Below are 19,034 nucleotides of genomic sequence, written 5' to 3'. Positions count from 1 at the left end.
ATTAGGTCCCGGGCTTGGCGCGCTTAACTCCCGCACATCCGCACCTCCTTACCGGCATTTCAACTGGACGCAGTGGAGAGGAGCCCTAGAACGTGGAATAACCTCGATCCAGCTGCGTTTTGGCCCCAGCTGTGTCGCCTTTATCGCCCATCGTCCGAGAACACGCATGAGCAAGCCCTCATGAAGGACGCAAGCCGGCTGCGTCGGGACGCTCGATGTTCCGGACATTTGGGAGAACACACCGCAAATGGTTGATTCATACCCGACGAATTTACAGGACCTGCGCGCTGCAATTCCTCCTAGCGGCCGGGTTTTGGAGATAACGACGACCACGGGCTGCGTCGTGGGATGCTCTTATTGTCCGCAGGCCAAGTTCGCCGAACGGCAAAGAGCCGTGTCTCATGCAAAGCATCTTCGTCTCGAAGATTTCAAGAGATGCCTGGCGCACGTACCAGCAGCTGTCGATATCAGCTTTTCCGGGTACTCGGAGCCCTGGCTCAATCCGGCTTGCACCGAAATGGTTGAGCATGCTTACGAAGCTGGGCATGGCATTCGGATTTCCACGACCCTCGTAGGAATGAACGAGCGGAATCTACGACGCTTGCAGGCGCTGCAATTCCGCATTTTCCTGGTGCACGTCTTCGATGACGGCGCGCACATGAACAGCCGCCTCGTCAGGCGCAAATTTGTCGATTTGATACGTCAATTGGTCGACGCAGACATTTCATCCATGCTTTTCGTCGTCATGGGTGAGGTCCATCCTGACCTTGTCGAGATAATACCCGAGGAATCGTTGGTTCGCTCGCGTCCGCTGAGCAGCAGGGGTGGAAGTGTCGATCCAGAGATCGTTGAGGCACGACAGCCGATCGTCGGAGCACTGATATGTCCCGACGAACGAGAACATCGTAATCTTCTTCTCCCAAACGGCGACGTTACGCTCTGCTGCATGGATTTTGAACGACGCCACATCTTGGGCAATCTTCTTCGCGATGAATATCAAGATCTCTTCAAAGGACCGACGTTCCGCGAAGTTGTCGATCGTATGCACGGAATGGACGGCTTTTTGCTTTGCCGAACCTGCGAATTCGCCCAACCAATAGCATCGGCCGCCTGATTTGTAAGAAGTTGACGCCTGCCCAGTCCCAACACGAAGCTGGGCATGCATGGTTTAGTTCAATAATGGTTCAGTTGTACTCTGCCCGGCTGATCTGTAAGTCCCGCAGGTCTAGCAAGCTCAGTACCGGTGGGGCTTCACACCGGATGCGGCGCCCGGAGAGCACGCGGTTCACAGACAGCGGCTTGTCGGCGCCGCTGCAGTCGGGATCGCTACCTTGTCAGGCGGCAACGCGCGGTCGGATAGTTGATAGCGTTTCACACCCATCCACGCAGCCCCGAAACAATAACCCGGAAGCCATTGATTCTGGACTCAATGCAGACAATCCTGAATGTGGATTGTCCTCGAGCATGATCCGGAAAACGTGAAGCGGGTTTGCTTCGTGGCAAAATGCGGAACGCGTTTGCGCGGAGATCACGCTCAAATAAACCTAAGGCGCGATGATGATTCAGCAAAATCTCATCGCGCCTTAATGAACCGGACCTTGGTTGATCAGATGGGCCCGCCTCCCCTCTGGTCTGTGCGCATTCTCGAAGACAAGACCCAACGCATATCCTGCACATGATTCACCGCGACATTCAACTCATCAGCCGTCGCGTAGATGGGCATTTGGGCATCGTTGATCCAACCGAACCCGAGATATCGAAACTGATCAGCTGGCACTCTCACCCGACTGTGGCCGAGCTCGCGAAGAAAGTCCTTCGACCAGCCGTGGATCGTATACGCCTCGAGTTTGTCGCTCATCGCTCGCCAGCGTTCGATGCGCTCCTCGCGTGGCATCTCCATGGCTGTTGAAATCGCGGCCGCAATGTTCTCAGGAGAGGTTGGATCTACATGCAGCGCCTCATCTTCGTTGAGGTCTTCTGCCGCGCCTGCGAACTTCGATAATACCAGCACGCCCGGATCGTCCGGATCTTGCGCAGCAACGTATTCTTTCGCCACCAGGTTCATGCCGTCACGCAACGGCGTCACCACACCAACCTCCGCGGTGCGGTAGAGGCCCGCGAGCTCCACCTGCGAGACGTGATCCTCCTCATAGAGAATCGGCTTCCAGCCGTCGCCCGTTCCATGCTTACGATTGACGTCCTTCACGAGACCGTCGATATCGCCCTGATATTCACTGTATGCTGGAATGTCGGTGCGCGAAGGGGTTGCGATCTGCAACAGCGAGATGCTGTGCGGCCTGTCTGTCAGCAACTGATCGAAAGCTTTGATCCGGTGGTCGATACCCTTCGTATAGTCGAGCCGGTCGACGCCAATTGCTAGCCTCGTGCCATCGAGTTTGGACTGCACCGACGAAATCCTCTCTCGATGCTTGGTCAGCGATTCCACAACATAGTCTGCGAACTGCTTCGGATCGACACCAATCGGAAACACTTGGCACCGGGTCAAGCCGCGGGCCGAGATCACAACATCGCTCCTGCTCTCGAGCCCAAGATGCGATTGGAGGCAAGAAAGGAAATTATCGAGATCCCAGCTGGTCTGAAAGCCGATAAGATCGTACGCCAGCATCGATTCCATCAGTTCGTCATGATGGGGCACCTCTTCTATCACATCAGGTTTCGGCCATGGCGTGTGTAGGAAAAAGCCAATCGGCTGCTCAATCTTGAGCTCGCGCAGCTCGCTGCCGAGGGGAAGGAAATGATAATCATGCACCCAGATCGCGCCTCGACTTTCAAGGCGCGACAGCGCGCGCGCCACGGCGCAGTTGACGTCGCGATAACTCTTATAACTTTCCTCCGATGCGGGGGACATCCGCTCGGTCAGCGAATGAAATGCCGGCCACAGAGTAGAATTTGAAAATCCATAATAGAATCTGGCATAGTCGTCGGTCGGCACCTCTATCTTTGCGACTTGACCCTTGCCGTGCTGTTCGAAGGCAGTTACCTGCTCGCTGCCCTCGCTTAGGGTGCCCGAAACTCCAATCCAAATAGCGCCAGAACGTTCAACGACGGGTTCAAGGGCCGCGGCAAGACCACCCGTCTTGGGTTTGTTGGGGTCGAAAGTCGAAACACGGTTGGAAACAACGATCAGTTTCTCATCTGGCTGCTGAGATGCTGTGCCGATCTCGGCCGCGTGCAGGGCAGAAGCAATATGAGGGGAGAGCTCCGCATCGGCTTGCCTTGGCCGCCCCTGTACGGCTTTCCTCAGGCGCGGCTCAAAGGCGGCTTGGTTTACTTGCAGCCGTTCTGGCCTTGCGCGCGACATGCCAGGAGAAGCCGTACTTGAAGCCTTCATGACGTTAAACGGGTCCATTCCACACCTCCAATTGTGCAATCAGAACGGCTAGCTCCGGACTCCCCCGCTTCTCATGTTAGGAGCTCAATCCTTCAAGAAGCTGACGAGACTTAGATCGAATCATGGCGGCCGCACAGAAGGCTCGATGCGGCGGCAAGCTCGATCATGTCCTCGATGCCGGGAGGGCAGTCGAGGCATCTGATGACGACCTTTCTTGCAGCAAGGCCAATGCAAATCGCGCTTCGGACTCAAAAGCCGGCGTATGGAACGAAAGGTATTGTCGGCGGCCACCCTGCAGCAGGTGCCTTTTGGCATAGCTGCTGGTGGCATAGCTGCTGGTCTATGGTTCACAAGACCCGACCGTATGATCTTGGCGTGCGCACAACAACAAGGCGGTCTCTCGGGGGCGGATATGCTTCAGCATCTCGCTGCCGCTGCTCCATCGCCGCGCAAGCCGCCAGTTGCCTTGAGCATACCGGTCATATTTTTCATATGTTTTTGTTTCAGCCGATCTTGAACGTATTCACCCGCCTCGCGCGCTCACGGGACTTGAATCGCACGGAGCGTCATATTGTACGAGTTTCAAAGTAGGTCGCGACGGTCTGACGCGTGCGTACGTTCAACGCTGTCGCTGACAGTTCTCGTTAGCCGTCTTGACTTAAGTCTTTGTGTGGGCACGTCGCCATGACGCATGGCCGATGTCCCTTGCCACAGGTGGGACAATGACGTCCAACGCCGTTGACGTATGCGTAGTCGGCAGCTGTGCCAGTGGCTCGATCGCTGCCCATGAGATCGCCCGAGCCGGATGCCGGGGGCTCGTTGTCCAAGCGGACCACATGCTTCCCACCGGCGCCTCACTGTCAACTGTCCAAAATGGCGGGGATGACGCGGTCCTGGTGCGCTCTTCGGCCGGCACATTGACGCCGTTCGGACAGCCATGGACCGTTTCGGCGCCTGGCGGCGGAATGACATTATACGCCGCCATCGCCTTCCGATATCGCGCCGGTGATTTCGACGCGGAAGCGCATGTCGCGGGCGACGCGCTCGACCTGATCTCGCCCATCGATTACGCCGACCTCCGCCCTGACTGCGAGGAAAACTTCGGACGGGGGTGGCCCGGCTGGACGGCGCAGATCCACTCGAGCCACCCAGCGATGGAGCCGTTCTGCCGCCGCACGGCTGTCGAGCGGAGATTGATCCAAAGGCCTTCGTGGTCGACCGCTGGGGCCGTGTGCACGATATCGACAATGTCTACGGCGCTGACGGCCGGTTCTTCCCGTATCCCGGGGGCGTCAATCCAACCTTCACCGTTCAGGCGAACGCGCTGGGATTGCTCGGAGAACGCTCACCCAGTTGGTCTGACCGGCCGCGACCGGAGAATCGCTGATGTTTACCAGCACCCCCAATGGCACGTTGGCCGCGAGGCACAAATCCGCGCTACGCCGCGCCTTGCGGATCACGGCGTCGGAGAAATGGGATCTCAATCGGCGTTTTCCGGTCGTCATGAGCCGTGCCTGCGGTGCGCATGTCTGGGATGTCGACGGAAGACAATATGTGGATCTGACCTCCTGTAGCGGGGCTGCGCCGCTTGGAGCCGGATATGAAGCGGTCGTCGATCACGTGACTGCAGAAATCCGCCGCACCGGCGGCATTCTGCCCGGACCGTTGTCCATGCATCGAACCGAGGTGGCCGAGCGGTTGGCGGAGATATTCCCCCTCGCGCAACGCTCGATATTTTTCCGCACTGGCTCCTGCGCCACGACCGCTGCAGTCCGCCTTGCTCGCGCGCATACCGGTCTTAATCTGGTGCTTACCAGCGGATATCACGGCTGGCACGACTGGCACTTACAGGACCGTCCCGGGATGGGACTACCTGACCGGGACCTTGACAGTATCGACTTCCATTACGATCTCGACCTGCTCAAGAGACTGACCAAAGGGCAGCTTGTCGCTGCTGTGATCATCACCCCCGAGGTCAACTTCTTCCCGCCCGAATATCACCGGGAACTGCAGAATCTCGTGCACCGGTACGGCGCCCTGCTGATCCTGGACGAGGTGATGACAGGATTCCGCTACGGCCTCGGTGGCTATCACACCGCGATCGACCTTGCGCCCGACCTGATCACACTTAGCAAGGGACTGGCCAATGGCATGGCACTGGCGGCGGTGGTAGGTCGCGCAGACGTGCTCGACGCCGCCGAAAAGACCTACATGGGCAACACCTGTCAAGGCGAGATCAGCCCCTTCGCGGCAGCGCTCAGCACCCTCGAAGCGCTTGCCGACGGCACCGCGCTCGCGCGGATGCGACAGGTTGGCGAGCAACTTATGAGCGGCCTCAACGAGATCTTCGTTCGTCAAAAGGTTCAGGCGCGCGCGTTCGCATGGCCCACGATGTTTGACGTGGTGTTTGCCAATGCCGACCTCGGTCATGCCTTCTTTCGGGAAATGTCGTCGCGCGGCTTTCTCATGCAGTACGGCGGCCGTTTTATGCCTTGCGCGGCGCTCTCCGATGCCGACGTGCGAGCCACGATTGAAGCCGCCGCTCACGCCCTGCCGGCGGCACTTACTCGGGTAGAGGCGACGTCCGACGATCCGGATCCGACTGGCGCTGCCGTGCGGTTCGCCGGTGATCACTTCATTGCCACTGCAGATTCGATCCGGCATTGGTTGTCCGCGCCGAGCCGCGCATGAGCACCGACCGTCGAACAGGGAACACTACCATGCCCGAGGCCGACCCGTTCTCCACCTCGCCAGTGCTGCTCGGTGGCGATAACCGGTCCGGCATCACCTTGCTGAGCGTCATGCTGGACTCGCATGCCGACCTGGTGGTGGGGCCGGAGATCGACTTCCTAGAACCGCCCAATCTCGGCCCGCACATTTTGGGAGCGACCGACCTGCTCGCAGCTAGCGATCCCGGCGTCACCGGCACGATCAAACGTGTGATCGACCCGTTCTGGTATGACGGCGCGCACTTCGTGGTGCAATGCCAGCGGTTTGGCCTCCACTTCGACGATGTACGCAAGCTCGTCATCAAGGTGATGGACGAGACGGCCGGCGACATCGTTTCATTCGCCGACAGATGCAGGCTGATTAACGAGATCGGGGAGCTCCGTAAGGCACGAAAGGGCGCGCGGCGCTGGGGACTGAAGCTGCAACGCAAGATCACCCAAATCGACGTCTTCGCCCAGCTGTGGCCGGATGCGCATTTCGTGCACATCGTACGGGATGGTCGGGACGTTGCCGCCTCGCATGTAAAAACCGTGCCAGACTGGGGTTACCAGTCCATACCCGAAGCCGCGCGGGGATGGCTTGAATTGGTATCTCGGCCTCATTTGGTCGCACCGCCTGAGCGCTATCTCGAGGTGCGCTATGAGGATCTGGTGACTTGTCCCCGTGTCTGCCTGATGCAGATCCTAAATCACCTGCACCTGCCCTGGGACGAAGCGGTTCTGCGGCATGCCGAACATGAGCACGCGCCGTTCGAACGGCCGTACGGCAACCCAGCGGTCAAGCCCGCAGGCAAGCCGCTGCATGCCAGCCGTCTCGGACGTTACACGCAGGATCTCACACGCGCGGAGATCGAGGAGTTCGAGCGTATCGCCGGCGGTGAATTAGCCCGGTTGGGTTATCTATCGGCCGCGAGCCCAGCCGTCGACGCATGAATCCCATCGAGATCTCCAGCCCATCTCGCAGGCTACCGGGCGGCTACTTGGGGCTGCTCGTCGGACGCACGGTCTCTGAATTGGGATCCGAAGTGACGCTGCTGGCGCTACCGATGACGGCGATCACTCTGCTGGGAGCGGGCCCGGCGCAGACCGGGCTGCTACTCGCCTGCGGCCGGGCGCCGTACCTCATTATTGGCCTGTTCGCCGGGGTGATCGTGGACCGCCTCCCGCACCGATGCATCCTATTGACTGCCAATTTAGTGATGGCAGCAACGCTCGCAACGATTCCGCTGCTCGCCAGCCTTGGCCAACTCGGAATGGGCCAACTGTGTATGGCAACCACCCTGGTCGGGACGGCTGCAGTGATCGGCGACGTCGCCTATCTGGCGTACGTGCCAACGGTCGTCGATCGGGCTCTACTCGTCAGAGCGCAGAGTTCGTGGCAACTCAGTAGATCTTGCGTAGTGACAGTCGGTCCGTTCCTGGCAGGCTTGCTGGTCAGCGCGTTCTCCGCGCCAACCGCGATTCTCGCCGACTCGGCCTCCTTCGTGCTGGCCACTGTCCTGCTGTCGCTAGTGCCGGCACGCACGGCCGAGCTGCCGACAAGTGGATCGAGCTCGGTCGTCGTTCAGATCGCGGAAGGACTGACGGCCGTGTTTGGCAATCCTTTTCTGCGAGCGGTTACATTTGCGACCGCCAGCTTCATCTTCTGCTACAACGCTTACTCTGCGGTTTTTCTGCTTTACTTGACCCAACAGCTTGGTTTGGACGGTTGGACCACGGGCTTGGTTCTCAGCGTCGGCGCACTTGGTGGTATTGGGGGCGCTATCACCTCAGGGTGGGCCGCCCGCGTGATCGGCCTCGGTCCGGTATTGATGGTCACCTTGGCGCTCAGCGGGGCAGGCATGACTCTGGCAGCGCTGATCACGCAGCCGCGGTCGGCGGCCGTCATTTGCGTGGCGCTGTCCCAGTTCGTGCTGTCGTTTGGTCAAGAGATCTACAACGTGCACCAAGTCTCCGTTCGATACGCCCTGTCCCCGCCTCGGCTGCTGGGCCGCGTCAATGCGAGCATCCGGAGCCTGGTGTGGGGGCTTGCGCCACTCGGCGCGGTGCTTGGCGGTGCGGTCGGTGCCGGATCTGGCCTGCGGGCTGCGTTACTGGCCAGCAGCGCGCTGGGCGCGGCCTCCCTGCTATGGATTTGGCGATCGCCCCTGCGCCACACCCGCAGCTTGCATCTGTGAACCTACGGACTGGCTGACAGGACTGCGTATTAAGATCAAGAGCTCGGGACCTCGAGCTGCGGCCGGGCCGGCTGACCTTGGGGCGCATCAGGGTGCGCGGCCCTGTTCAACACGGCTCGCTCAGCGCGACATCGACGATCATGCAATCTTGTGAGCGGCGAAATCACGGTGCCGCTCCGTGGAATTGGCCGGGGTTCTTGTCGGCGCCGCACTCGCCGAAAAAGTTGGCATGCAGTGGTCACGCATTCAGCCGCATTGTCGCCGTCAGGCTTTTGGCGCGGACGATCGTGGGATCGGCAAGTTGATGGAACGGTGCACGCTCGCCGGCGGCCGTCTGCCCGCGCGCGAGCTTCCAGCCTCTCGATCGAGGCGCCAGGGCTCCTCGCCATCCGGACGCAATGAGTGCGCGTCTCGATTTGGTCCCCGCTATAAGGTCAAGACGTCGCCGCGAGCCTGAGCCTTGGACAGTCCGCGTCGGCAGAGGCGTTGAGCACATTCTCACAGTCAACTTAGCAACATGACCAGCATCATAAGAGACGTTCGAGCTGCGATTTCCGGCCCAGACCACACTGGTTTGACCTCCCCCGAAAGCCAACCGGCCAGCGCGACGCCTATTCATTTCGGACCAGCGGCTTCAGGCCAATCTGCGAATTCCATCTCGAATCGACCAAATCCGGCCGGCTTGGTCGTGAAATTGACGGTCTTTCCCGACAGAGCCGCCAATGAGCCGGATGCGAATTTAAAGACCATCTTACCGGACGCGGCTATGCCAAGAGATCTCTCGTCCCGCATGACAAGGAAGGCGATCCCCTCCAGGAGCTGTCCAACCGCAAATCCGTCGATCGTACGGTGAAGATCGAGAGACGCTAAAGATGTCCCTTTCTCACCGTTCAACTCGCTGACCGAAATCGCCGTAATGCCCGCATCTCGCAATGTCCCGTCGGCCACGTGACAGGTATATTGAAGGCTGACAATGACGTGCTCATCTCGATCACCTATTGGCTCTCGGTCAACCCCGTCTATCGAGCAGTCGTAGCGCCGGATCGTATCCGCAAGCGCTCCCCCGCCGAGCTCAAGCAAACTCAAAGCGGAACATAGCACGATCGCGAGAAAGGACGTCTTCATCTGCCTATGCCTTCGTGGGATATCCTCCGTTTGATGCGTACAACTTTACGCAGCGGCCGATTCAAGCGCCTTCGGCGGCTTGCGGCCCGGACGGTCGTCAGGTGCCCTCGGTCTCCGGCAGCGCCGCAGGATCGGAACGCGCCCAAGCGAACAGCTACGGTGAAAGGTCGCGTTCGGCCTGCGCACTTATGGGGTTTCCCGAGCTAGGCGTAGCACAGTGTTTTCGCATCGGACGCCAGACAACAAATGGCGGAGCGCGCCGCTTCCGCTGGCGTCACAACTCGGATGACGCGCAGCGATGCCGGTCTCCACGCGCTGACTTCCTCCATCGAGGCTGAAGTCCGCCATCGCTGCGGAAGAGCGGCGGCCCGCCGTTTTGGAAGGTCTCGCCAGTCTCGGTTATGAGGTCTCGGAAGGCTGATGACAGCATAGGTCACGGGCGGTCGGGTTGTTCTCCGAAAGCCCGCCAGTCCGAGATATGGGGTCCGAGCTTTCGGGCGTATCCCAAGCGGACAAGATGTAGGTAGCCGTCGGCATCGGAAATCCCACAGAGAGGCGCGATCCGGTCCGAGATGGGGACATGGAAACGACTTGGTACGGTGAGCTCGAACGCCTGCAGTCACTGGTCGCAAAAACGGGAGAAAACGTCTCCATTCAATCTGCCGGGCCCTTTGGCCAATATCCTCACAAAGTCGTTGCCGACCTCGCAACGCATCCGGCGGATAGTGACGCTATCGCGACGCGACAGCGTACGCGCTGAGCGGTTCATCGCTGATCTTGACCGTCGTGGGCGCGCGCGTAGTGTATGAAGCTGCTCGGGCCGCTCGATAGCGTGCTGCGATGTTGGCAATCCCCGCGTTTCCGTCATCGGTCGTGCCCCACCATGCTTGACTTTCGAGAATTAGGCTCCTCCTTTGCGGTCCGCCTCAAACGCTTGCTTCCCCTTTGCGGCCCTTCAGAGGAACGACGGTCTCCAGCATGGCCTCATCACTGCGCGCGCCGCCTTCCATGAAGAGGTCTGCCTGCCATTGGGCTCGCCCAGCCGCCGGCGATGAGTAAACAAGTCTACCTGCAGTCCAACGGCTTCGCGCTGATCATGCTTTGGTACGAGCCCGCGGACGATCCTGACTTCGACGCGGACGGCAAACGGACGGCAGAAGAACGCCTGCAGTATCGTCGGGGTTCTCCTGAATGCCGTCAGCGCCTTTTGGTCTAGGATGCGACGCGCCGGAGCGCGCAATCCGCAGCGATCGACTCTCGGTGCAGGTCACGGCCCCCTGAGTCCGACTGGCTCTTCTTCTAGATCCAACTGATTGGGAAGTAGCGGCTCTTCGCCGAACGGACGATTGATGATACTGAGCGCTTCGGTGGCGACATAAACGCGATTGCGCGAGTAACCGGTACGCTCTTTCAGAATACACGCTTCTTCCAATTGTGCGATCGCCTGATGGACCTGCGGCGGACTGATGTCCAGCAGTTCGCCAAGCCGCTTGGCGGTCACGATCGGATAGTTGTGAAGTTCGTCGAGAGCGCGCGCGGCCGCCGACGCCTTGCGGAATTTGCGGCGCTCCCGCCAGACATCGGATAATTCGGACAACGCCTCACGGGTCCGAATGAGTTCTTCAACCGTTCCGGTGACGGCGTCGGCCATGAAAGTGATGATCGGCTGCCAGTCCAACCGTTGTTGGGCATCCTTGAGCGAGGCGTAGTACATACCCTCTTTGCTCTCGATATATGGCCACAGGTACAACGGCACATGCTTCTCGGCCGCCATCATGAGCGGAAGGAGGAGACGACCGACACGGCCATTGCCGTCGCGGAAGGGATGGACCGCTTCGAAATGAGTATGCGCTATCGCCATTCGCGTGACGAATCCTTGTGTCATCTGCTGCATTCCCTCGTTCCGCAGAAAGTCGACGGTTTGAGCGAGGCAGCCGGGGACGTCTTCAGGCGGAGGAGGATTCACACTCGAATACGCGATGTCCTTATTTCCACCGATCCATACGACGCGCGTGCGAAGGTCGCCCGGAACGTCCTTATAATCCCGATCGTCCTTCATCACGGCGCGGTGGAGATCGCTGATCAGATCCATCGTGAACACGCCGTAACCGTCCTTTGCCGCCAGCGGAATGAATCCATCGAGTGCCACGGCGTAGTTGCGTACTTGACGCGCTTCATCCCTGGCGCCGTCGTCCCCCGTCTCCTCGACTGACAGCAGTTCGTCGAGAGTGCTCCGGGTACCTTCGATTGACGACGAGCTCACCGCCTCACGTCTGGTAAGCACGCGGCTGACGATGTAGGGGTCTTTCATCTGGGCGGCGATGGCATTGACCGTACCGAAGGCCACTTGAGCGGCATCCAAAGCTTTCGCCGCAGCGGCTACCGATACTCCCTCCTCCGGGGGTGCCGGTGGAATGATCCCGTAATGGGAATCGTACGGCGGCGGCAACCGTTTCAAGGTTTCCCGGATGGTATGGCTGAGGTCGCTACGGAAATCCAAATTAAGGGATATATTTTCTACGTATAATTAGGGTTTCCTGAAAAAGCCATAGCATGTTGCGATCTAAGGCCGCGAATGTAGGGGTCGGTTATAAGGTCTCCAGTTTTTGTCTGAAGATTGCCGCCGTTATAGTAGCAATCCCCGCGGTCAATCGGGATGACACCGATTGGAGTGACGCGTTACCCGCTCCCTTAAACGTCACGGTCCTACTTTGGCTGCTCTTCTGGGTATCGGATATCGTACGTGCACTTGCCGTTGACGTGCGCGTCAACCGCCGCATGGCGGAACTGTCAGGCAAGCTAAGATGGCAGGCAGGACGGCGGCTTAAGCTTGACGGTCGGAAACAGGAGATCGACACCGAGCATGCGAATGGAGCGGATGGCGCTGCATGCCGCCCACAAGTCGGAAGCGCAAAAGCCGTTTATCCGCGCTGCAGGCGCGATATTTGCTTTATTCGACCGTGTGCCAGGGCTGCGGTCGATGATCGCGCCGCTGCGCAGGAACCCAAGATCAATCCTGCTGAGCCGCGAGGCGCTTTTTCGTCCAGCGCAGCCAACGCGATGCCCGGTCATTGGCGGGATCCATACGCTTGGCCGGAGTGGCCCTATTGACCAGCTTCTGACCAATTGAACGTTTTTCACGAAATCTGCATTGGGAAATTGTTTTTCATGGGATATGATAGAAATTCGACCGGTGAGGGTTTCCGCGAAGGAAATTCGAGGTCAGAGATCCTTTTTCAGGAAACAACATGTGAGCGTGCATTTTTCAGGGACGGTGAGCGTTTTTCATGACCGGCGGCTGCCTGAAACGGCGGTCCCAGCGGGTTACTCTGCCCTGATCGACGCTTACAAGCTGCCCGTTCCCGTCCCTAGGACCCTTTCGGGGATTGGCACCAAGCACCGTATCATCGAGCAGGGCGGCTGGCGCATCTACACGCCGCGACACGCCCCAGAGGCATCCCTTGAGGGGCATCTGACTTTTGCCCTCAAAAACGAGGGGTTGGACCTGGCCGTTATGAAGCGGCTTTTCCTCGCCGTGAAGGAAGGAGAGGTCGCGGAGCTCGTACGGCAAAAGCCTACCGGCCTCTACAGCCGCCGCATCTGGTTCCTGTACGAGTGGCTGCTTGGCCGTGAGCTGAAGCTGCCGCCCGCCGGCAAAGTCTCATATGTGGACGCGGTCGATACCGAACTCCAGTTCGCAGGGACCGGCGAGAATTCGGCCCGGCATCGTGTCCGTAACAACCTTCCCGGTACGCCGGAATTCTGTCCGCTCGTGTTCAAGTCTGCTGCGCTGAATGAGTTTATTGCGCAGGACTGGAAGGAGCGCGCGCGCGCGGTCGTCAGCGCAGTTCCGAAGGACCTGCTCGCGCGGACGGCTGCGTTTCTTTTGTTGAAGGATTCGAAGTCCAGCTACGTGATCGAGGGAGAAAGGCCGCCACAGGATCGCATTCAGCGGTGGGGCCGTGCCATCGGCGAGGCGGGCCGTGCGCCGCTCGATGAGCAGGAATTTCTGCGCTTGCAGACCATCGTCATCGGCGATGAGCGCTTTGTGAAGATGGGCTTCCGCCAAGAAGGCGGCTTTGTCGGTGAGCACGACCGAGACACGCAGCGGCCCATTCCCGACCATATTGACGCCCGGCATGAAGACATTCCCTCGCTCATGGCGGGTTTGATTGCGTTCGATCATAGCGCCGAGAACGATCTTGATCCCATCATAGCCGCAGCGGTACTGGCATTCGGGTTCGTCTACATCCATCCGTTCGAGGATGGCAACGGACGCATCCACCGTTACTTGATGCATCACGTTCTCGCGCGTCGAGGGTTTAATCCTGCTGGACTACATTTTCCGATATCGTCGGCAATCCTGGACAGGATCACCGAATACAAGGGCGTGCTGGAGAGCTATTCCGCACGACTGCTTCCCTGCGTCCAATGGGAAGCTACGCAGAAGGGCAATGTAAAGGTCCTCAACGATACAGCCGACTTTTATCGGTTTTTCGATGCAACGCCGCACGCTGAGTTTTTGTACGAATGCGTGCGCCAGACGATTGAGCAGGATCTGCCGAACGAGACGAGCTTTCTCCGTAACTTCGACGCTTTTCGTGCAGGCATCGAGAGCATGATCGACATGCCGGAGCGAACGCTCAATGACCTGTTCGGCTTTCTGCGACAGAATGATGGAAGGTTGTCGAAGCGGGCACGAGAGAACGAATTCGCCGAGCTCACTCAGGACGAAGTCTCTACGATTGAGCAACTATACACGGACTCATTCGGTCAAAGCGGAGCCGCAAGTGGCTGACGGCGCATCTGGTTCAGATACAGGAAAGCCCACTCTTTCCAGCGGTGGCACGTCCCTTGAAGGGGATGGTTCGTCATTGGAGGGGTGATAAACGCATCAAGATCGACGCCGTAAAGCCAGGGGACATTCTCTTTACAGCGCTCCTGGAAAGATCAGCAAGACCATTCGGGTCACGACGATGTAGTATCTCACGCAATGATCTGCGTGCAGCATGGTTCCTTTATCGACTCGACTTCTAGCGGAGTGCAGGCACGTAATCTGCAGCGTGAGTTATTTGAAAACGATGAAAAGGCGTTTCACTTCCGTCTGAAGAATCCACCTGATCGCAAGGTGCTTGAGCAGATTGTTGACTATGCTCGATCTGAAATCGGTGCGCGCTATTCCATAAGCGAAGCGGCACGGTCAGTCGCCGCAGCCATCACCGGACGTATGAACTCCCGGATTTCGGACTTCGATGCGGGCGTGGCCGCAGCTTTATGAGCATGGCATTGCTGGCACAGATGCGGGACGCTCAAAATGAGCTGGGCAAGCGCGTTGATCAGCGGCTGGAAAGCCAGCGATGACCGTCGTGCCGGTGCAAAGCGACTGGGCCGCCTTTGTCCGAGAGCTCGGCGATGACTGGAAACAAGGTGAGCAGCGGGGCATTCATCGGCGCCGCTATGTGCGGCGCAAACCTGTGCCACGTCGGCCATCGATGCTCGATCCTTACATTTCCATCATCGAGGCTCGCCGCGGCCCCGCACTTGTCCGCGGTCGATCTTCTCTCCCGGCTGGAAGCGCATGCGCCCGGTCAGTTCAGCGGCCATCAGCGGCGTACGGTGCAGCGGTTGGTGAAGAATTCGCGATCAAAGGCCAGTCGACAGCTCAGCAGCACAGAAACCATACTATCGGTCCAAGCTTCGTGCCTCGGTGTCTAATCCCACGGGTTGCTTCGCCGAATCACCGCAAGCCGCTCGCTCGCTACGGCGCTTTGGAGGGCGCGCTTCGCGAGCGGCTTGCTCGGACTCGCGGCGTCCAATTCGGGCGACGGCAGGGGGCACTTCGGTAACATTGTCATCTGAGGCAATATGAGGGGGCAGTTCCGGGTGACGTTTGACACGCAGAAGTGGACGTTGCCTTTCAGTTTGTGGGGCAAAAGAATCTTTTCATCCCTTTGGCCTTCACCAACAAGTTGCTTTGGATTGACGGAACATCAAACACCTGCTCGCGATTGCTAGCATCGTCGAGCAAGGCGTAATGCCCATTCACGTCGCAGCCGGTTCTTCGGAAATGGCGTGATGGGAGCCGCCGCGGCGCGGCGTCACTTCGGTCGAGCAGCGTCAGGCCAATCTGTGAACTCCAACTCGAATCGACGGGAACCGACGGGCTTGGTCGTGAATTTGACGGTCTTCCCTAAAAGAGCCGCCAATGAGCCGGATGCGAACTTAAACACTGTCTTACCTGAAGCCGCGATGCCCGCGGCTCTCTTGTCCTGCATGACAGAGGAGCCGCTCCCCTCCAAGAGCTGTCCAACTGCAAATCCTTCGAGCGCTCGGTGAACGTCGAGAGAAGCCAAATACCTCCCTTTCTCGCTATCCCACTCGCTGACCGATATTGCTGTAATACCGGCGTCCTTCAACGGCCCATCCTCGACGCGGCAGGTATATTGAAGGCTGACGACGACATGCTCGATCCGATCGCCGATTGGCTCCCGATCAGTCCCGTCGATAGTGCAATCGTAGCGCCGGATTGTGTCCGCGAGCGCACAGCGCTTCACCTCGAGCAGACCGAAAATGAAAAGCACTACAATCGCAGAAAAGAGCTCCTTCATTTGCCTATGCCTTCGCGGGTAGCCATACTTTATATGTACAACTTGACGCCACGACCGATTCAAGCTCGTTCCAATGGCTCCTCGCGTGTGGACATCTCGCCCAACCTCGAAATCCTCGGCGCTGCGGCAATCGAGACGCTCGAGGGCTTTGCATAGTGAGAATGAGAGGTTAGTGGGGCCGGCCTGCAATAGTGCAGACATAGCTTTCGCAGATGTACTGACCACGCTGTCACAGCGTAGTCGGCGAATGAAGCATGCTGGATTTCATAGCAATACGACGCAAAGGCCGGCGCCACATTGTAAATCGTGACGGCGCGTTCAAACCATTCGAGCTGCTGGGTCAGCCGGTCCAAGCACCGGCTGAGCACTGCCTCCATTCCTCCGAAATGTCCGGCGACAAGAATCTTCGGGATGTCGCCTCAACAACGAATGCCTGGGAACTCGCTTGCGGCAGTACTTAACCTCAATTGTCCTAGCTTTGGGTGTGGCAATTCCCTAATTCGTCCTGAACGGCCTAAGTCTGTTCCTTGTCCTCTTCACGGTTGCCGGCGTTCGGCCAACTTCAGTTCATGTCCGAACAGACTAGCCCGTTATACCTAAGCACTCACGAACTTTTAGCGAACGCGAGGGTCCGCCAAACGTACAGTCTAATTATTTCCGGCGTATGGTAACTCGAGCGGCGCAGACCCGAGCTCAGCCCCAAGAGATCGACGTCCCCGACTTTGATGAAGCGTCGCAATGCGCCGAGATGAGCTGCTACCCCCTGCGAATCGTAGGCGGTTGCTCGAATCTCGGGCCTCGCGCCGGCCCAGCTTCGACCATCTTTGAACGGGTCTGCGTTGAACGCGCCGGTTGGCCCGTAAGTCTTTCGAAGAATTCGGACAGTTCGATGTGGTCGGCGAGCACCACTCGTTCTCCCAGCGCAAACTCCACCGCACCTGAGAGGAGGTGGACAGCCCCCTATCGCACTCGACATCGGGATGTTCATAGCTGGTTCCTGACCACTGCTGGGCGTCCAAGGGCAGATTTGACGAACGCGAGCAGTTCCCGCGGAAGCGGGCCCACCGCGTGCGCGGCCGCGAAAGCAGTGGGCACAGCGCGCGAGTTGTCGCTGAATGGCTTGCTGCGTAAATGTGTGGTGCAACCTCGCAGCGCCCGCGCACGCTGATGATCAAGAAAACGATCCACGAGCAGAATGGTCGGGATGGCTTTTCCAGATGCCACCAGATGCTTGTAGAGCTGGAGCCCGCTCATTTCGGGCAGTTGCATGTCCGCGATCAAACAGGACGTTCTAAGACGGCATTCTGATTCCAAGAACTCCTTCGCCCCCTTGAAAGGTTCTGCGACATAGCCTGCCGAAAAACAAAGCGCCGTCAACTCTTCGCGCAGCTCTGGGACGGCATGCACGATGGAGACGACCTCCAGCGAGTGTGCCCTTCGCACCAGATCCATGAGGGACTTCCCGGGCATTTTACACTCGGCCCTACTGCACAACCCACGAAGCAATCGACAGGGCCGGCGCATATGGTACGCGCGATCGGCTCCGGACTGGTCGCGAACCTGCGTCACGCGGGAGCGGTGCCTCAATCGTACGGACGTAAGTGGGTTTTATAAAAAGGGTTGTGAAAATCATACCCTCGTTTGGTCGGAAGCGCCTACCAGAGCAAGCGCACCGTCGTCGCATTGCGCGGGCGGCATGCAGGCTACATCGGAGCCAGACGGGAGTGAATGAAGTGGAGCTGCGCCTCCGGCTATACTCGGCGCGCAACCGAGAGCTTGCCCCCGACCCAGAGCAACGATCGACGATCATTGGAACCTGCCTCAGTTCAAGTTCTCTAAACTGGCGTTTGCTATCTCCTTTTGGTTGAATTGGTAAAATCGATTGTTTGGATGGAGCACATCCAGCTAACGGATAAACCAAAACAATGCGTTTCAACGGCCTCGATGTTAACCTTCCCGTCGCGCTCGATGCTCTGATGACTGAGCGCAATCTCACGGCTGCGGCCCGCAGCATCAACCTCAGTCAACCCGCAATGAGCGCCGCAGTCGCAAGACTGAGCGCTCATTTTGGCGATGAACTATTCACGATGAGGGGGCATGAACTTGTCACGACCGCGCGAACTGAAGGGCTTACTGCTCCCATTCGCGAGGCCCTGGTGCACATTCGGCTGTGCATTATTTCGCCTGATGCATTCAATCCAGCGAAGTCGAATCGCCGCTTTCGAGTCGTTCTCTCTGATTTCATGACTGTCGTATTCTTTCGTACGGTCGTGGATCGTGTGCGAGAGAGGTTCCCTTCGTCAGCTTCGAATTGCTAGCACTCACTGATGAACCCAACGAGCTACTCCGCGAAGTGACGTCGATTTTCTTGTCATGCCGGAAGTATTCATGGCGAATGTGCCCCCTAAGCGGCCCTATTCGAGGAGACGCTAGTGTGCGTGGGCTGTCATACAAACAAGCAGCTATCCGGCCAGCTCTCATTTGACCGATACGTGTCGATGGGACACGTTGCGGCGAGATTCGGGCGGACACTGAAGCCTTCGATTGAGGAATGGTTCGTGCTCGAGCACGGCATCAAGAGCCGCATCGAGCTAGCCGTACAAGGCTTCAGCATGATCCGCCCATGCTGTCGGGGAACAGAGCGTATAGCAACCATGCCATCTCGGCTGGCCACCATCTTGCGAAGACGATGCCTATAAAGATCGTCTCACTTCCGCTTCCCCTTCCCGCATTCACCGAGGCTGTCCAATGGCCAGTGATTCACAACAGCGTTCCGGCCAGCATTTGGACGCGCCGGGTTTTGTTGGATGAGGCATCTAAGATGACCGCGCCGCTCGAGCCCGTCAGACCTCGCAGGCGGCGCTGATTCGGAAAATACTTTCGTCCCTGGCAAGGCTCGAGCTGCTCTTGAGTGCACGAGGGGTCGTCTGCACCCTCCTGGTTGGAATGCATTTTCGTCGACAGCAGAAAGCTACAATTCGCCGCGGCAGCAGCGGAGCAGTCGGTCCTGCGTAAAGTGATGATCGATTCGGTCGTGCTGCCC

The 19,034-nt window shown here is 58.7% G+C and carries 16 protein-coding genes and 2 pseudogenes; 11 read left to right on the top strand and 7 right to left on the bottom strand.

Annotation, left to right across the window (positions count from 1 at the left end; translation table 11 throughout):
* Positions 1–247 precede the first annotated feature (247 nt).
* Positions 248–1,114 carry a radical SAM/SPASM domain-containing protein gene (locus SO139_RS22890; RefSeq protein WP_498540607.1) on the top strand — a complete coding sequence of 289 codons (867 nt, stop codon included), beginning with the start codon at positions 248–250 and terminating at the stop codon, positions 1,112–1,114.
* Between the two features lie 492 nt (positions 1,115–1,606).
* Here SO139_RS22890 and SO139_RS22885 read toward each other — a convergent pair whose 3' ends face one another.
* Positions 1,607–3,370 carry an alpha,alpha-trehalose-phosphate synthase (UDP-forming) gene (locus tag SO139_RS22885; protein WP_498540606.1) on the bottom strand — a complete coding sequence of 588 codons (1,764 nt, stop codon included), beginning with the start codon at positions 3,368–3,370 and terminating at the stop codon, positions 1,607–1,609.
* A 953-nt stretch (positions 3,371–4,323) separates the two neighbouring features.
* Entirely contained in the window at positions 4,324–4,491 is a 168-nt protein-coding gene (locus tag SO139_RS22880; RefSeq protein WP_498540613.1) for a hypothetical protein, read from the bottom strand.
* Here SO139_RS22880 and SO139_RS22875 point away from each other — a divergent pair.
* Genes SO139_RS22875 through SO139_RS22860 form a run of 4 tightly spaced genes read left to right on the top strand, consistent with a single transcriptional unit; the run spans position 4,464 to position 8,258 of the window.
* Complete coding sequence (locus tag SO139_RS22875) at positions 4,464–4,739, top strand: GMC oxidoreductase (protein WP_498540605.1); 276 nt, start codon at positions 4,464–4,466, stop codon at positions 4,737–4,739. The genes SO139_RS22880 and SO139_RS22875 overlap by 28 nt on opposite strands.
* Complete coding sequence (locus SO139_RS22870; RefSeq protein ID WP_498540604.1) at positions 4,739–6,043, top strand: aminotransferase class III-fold pyridoxal phosphate-dependent enzyme; 1,305 nt, start codon at positions 4,739–4,741, stop codon at positions 6,041–6,043. Before SO139_RS22875 ends, SO139_RS22870 begins: the two co-directional genes overlap by 1 nt.
* A gap of 29 nt (positions 6,044–6,072) precedes the next feature.
* A complete protein-coding gene (locus SO139_RS22865) occupies positions 6,073–7,014 on the top strand; it encodes a sulfotransferase family protein (protein ID WP_498540603.1) in 942 nt (313 codons plus the stop codon).
* On the top strand, positions 7,011–8,258 hold the full coding sequence (locus SO139_RS22860; RefSeq protein ID WP_498540602.1) for an MFS transporter: 1,248 nt from the start codon (positions 7,011–7,013) through the stop codon (positions 8,256–8,258). Before SO139_RS22865 ends, SO139_RS22860 begins: the two co-directional genes overlap by 4 nt.
* 615 nt (positions 8,259–8,873) lie before the next feature.
* Here the strand turns inward: SO139_RS22860 and SO139_RS22855 are convergent.
* Positions 8,874–9,383: a hypothetical protein gene (locus tag SO139_RS22855; protein ID WP_498540601.1), complete on the bottom strand. Its 510-nt coding sequence runs from the start codon at positions 9,381–9,383 to the stop codon at positions 8,874–8,876.
* 1,051 nt (positions 9,384–10,434) lie between these two features.
* On the opposite strand from SO139_RS22855, the gene SO139_RS22850 reads away from it, so the two are divergent.
* The gene (locus SO139_RS22850; RefSeq protein ID WP_498540600.1) at positions 10,435–10,599 is read left to right on the top strand and encodes a hypothetical protein; all 165 of its coding nucleotides are present in this window, start codon (positions 10,435–10,437) and stop codon (positions 10,597–10,599) included.
* A 51-nt stretch (positions 10,600–10,650) separates the two neighbouring features.
* On the opposite strand, the gene SO139_RS22845 is transcribed toward SO139_RS22850, so the two are convergent.
* The gene (locus SO139_RS22845; protein WP_498540599.1) at positions 10,651–11,841 is read right to left on the bottom strand and encodes a Fic family protein; all 1,191 of its coding nucleotides are present in this window, start codon (positions 11,839–11,841) and stop codon (positions 10,651–10,653) included.
* 411 nt (positions 11,842–12,252) lie between these two features.
* Between SO139_RS22845 and SO139_RS22840 the strand changes: the two genes are divergently transcribed.
* The 4 genes from SO139_RS22840 (at position 12,253) to SO139_RS22825 (ending at position 15,098) form a co-directional block, all read left to right on the top strand.
* The gene (locus SO139_RS22840) at positions 12,253–12,513 is read left to right on the top strand and encodes a hypothetical protein (RefSeq protein WP_498540598.1); all 261 of its coding nucleotides are present in this window, start codon (positions 12,253–12,255) and stop codon (positions 12,511–12,513) included.
* A 45-nt stretch (positions 12,514–12,558) separates the two neighbouring features.
* Entirely contained in the window at positions 12,559–14,181 is a 1,623-nt protein-coding gene (locus SO139_RS22835) for a Fic family protein (protein ID WP_498540612.1), read from the top strand.
* A gap of 195 nt (positions 14,182–14,376) precedes the next feature.
* On the top strand, positions 14,377–14,661 hold the full coding sequence (locus SO139_RS22830; RefSeq protein WP_498540597.1) for a hypothetical protein: 285 nt from the start codon (positions 14,377–14,379) through the stop codon (positions 14,659–14,661).
* 134 nt (positions 14,662–14,795) lie between these two features.
* Positions 14,796–15,098 (top strand): hypothetical protein, encoded by a 303-nt coding sequence (locus tag SO139_RS22825; RefSeq protein WP_498540596.1) that lies wholly within the window; start codon positions 14,796–14,798, stop codon positions 15,096–15,098.
* Positions 15,099–15,481: 383 nt separating this feature from the next.
* Here the strand turns inward: SO139_RS22825 and SO139_RS22820 are convergent, their stop codons facing one another.
* The 3 genes and pseudogenes from SO139_RS22820 to SO139_RS22810 form a co-directional block, all read right to left on the bottom strand.
* Positions 15,482–15,991 carry a hypothetical protein gene (locus tag SO139_RS22820; RefSeq protein WP_498540595.1) on the bottom strand — a complete coding sequence of 170 codons (510 nt, stop codon included), beginning with the start codon at positions 15,989–15,991 and terminating at the stop codon, positions 15,482–15,484.
* A gap of 682 nt (positions 15,992–16,673) precedes the next feature.
* Positions 16,674–16,947: pseudogene (locus tag SO139_RS22815) on the bottom strand (GNAT family protein); the annotation flags it as partial.
* 28 nt (positions 16,948–16,975) lie between these two features.
* The gene (locus SO139_RS22810; RefSeq protein ID WP_449378463.1) at positions 16,976–17,443 is read right to left on the bottom strand and encodes a response regulator; all 468 of its coding nucleotides are present in this window, start codon (positions 17,441–17,443) and stop codon (positions 16,976–16,978) included.
* 473 nt (positions 17,444–17,916) lie between these two features.
* Here SO139_RS22810 and SO139_RS22805 point away from each other — a divergent pair.
* Positions 17,917–18,857: pseudogene (locus SO139_RS22805) on the top strand (LysR family transcriptional regulator).
* Positions 18,858–19,034: the final 177 nt, after the last annotated feature.

It is taken from the genome of Bradyrhizobium sp. UFLA05-89 (genome assembly GCF_059803475.1).
Note: the sequence above shows the minus strand (reverse complement) of the source record. Positions and strands in the feature narration are given on the sequence as shown.

What these genes read in the sequence shown, in the direction of transcription:
- SO139_RS22860 (WP_498540602.1), top strand. Translation starts at nt 7,011, where the DNA reads ATGAATCCCATCGAGATCTCCAGCCCATCTCGCAGGCTACCGGGCGGC.
- SO139_RS22855 (WP_498540601.1), bottom strand. Translation starts at nt 9,383, where the DNA reads ATGAAGACGTCCTTTCTCGCGATCGTGCTATGTTCCGCTTTGAGTTTG.
- SO139_RS22865 (WP_498540603.1), top strand. Translation starts at nt 6,073, where the DNA reads ATGCCCGAGGCCGACCCGTTCTCCACCTCGCCAGTGCTGCTCGGTGGC.
- SO139_RS22850 (WP_498540600.1), top strand. Translation starts at nt 10,435, where the DNA reads ATGAGTAAACAAGTCTACCTGCAGTCCAACGGCTTCGCGCTGATCATG.
- SO139_RS22825 (WP_498540596.1), top strand. Translation starts at nt 14,796, where the DNA reads ATGACTGGAAACAAGGTGAGCAGCGGGGCATTCATCGGCGCCGCTATG.
- SO139_RS22885 (WP_498540606.1), bottom strand. Translation starts at nt 3,370, where the DNA reads ATGGACCCGTTTAACGTCATGAAGGCTTCAAGTACGGCTTCTCCTGGC.
- SO139_RS22835 (WP_498540612.1), top strand. Translation starts at nt 12,559, where the DNA reads ATGATAGAAATTCGACCGGTGAGGGTTTCCGCGAAGGAAATTCGAGGT.
- SO139_RS22840 (WP_498540598.1), top strand. Translation starts at nt 12,253, where the DNA reads ATGGAGCGGATGGCGCTGCATGCCGCCCACAAGTCGGAAGCGCAAAAG.
- SO139_RS22810 (WP_449378463.1), bottom strand. Translation starts at nt 17,443, where the DNA reads ATGGATCTGGTGCGAAGGGCACACTCGCTGGAGGTCGTCTCCATCGTG.
- SO139_RS22820 (WP_498540595.1), bottom strand. Translation starts at nt 15,991, where the DNA reads ATGAAGGAGCTCTTTTCTGCGATTGTAGTGCTTTTCATTTTCGGTCTG.
- SO139_RS22870 (WP_498540604.1), top strand. Translation starts at nt 4,739, where the DNA reads ATGTTTACCAGCACCCCCAATGGCACGTTGGCCGCGAGGCACAAATCC.
- SO139_RS22890 (WP_498540607.1), top strand. Translation starts at nt 248, where the DNA reads ATGGTTGATTCATACCCGACGAATTTACAGGACCTGCGCGCTGCAATT.
- SO139_RS22830 (WP_498540597.1), top strand. Translation starts at nt 14,377, where the DNA reads ATGATCTGCGTGCAGCATGGTTCCTTTATCGACTCGACTTCTAGCGGA.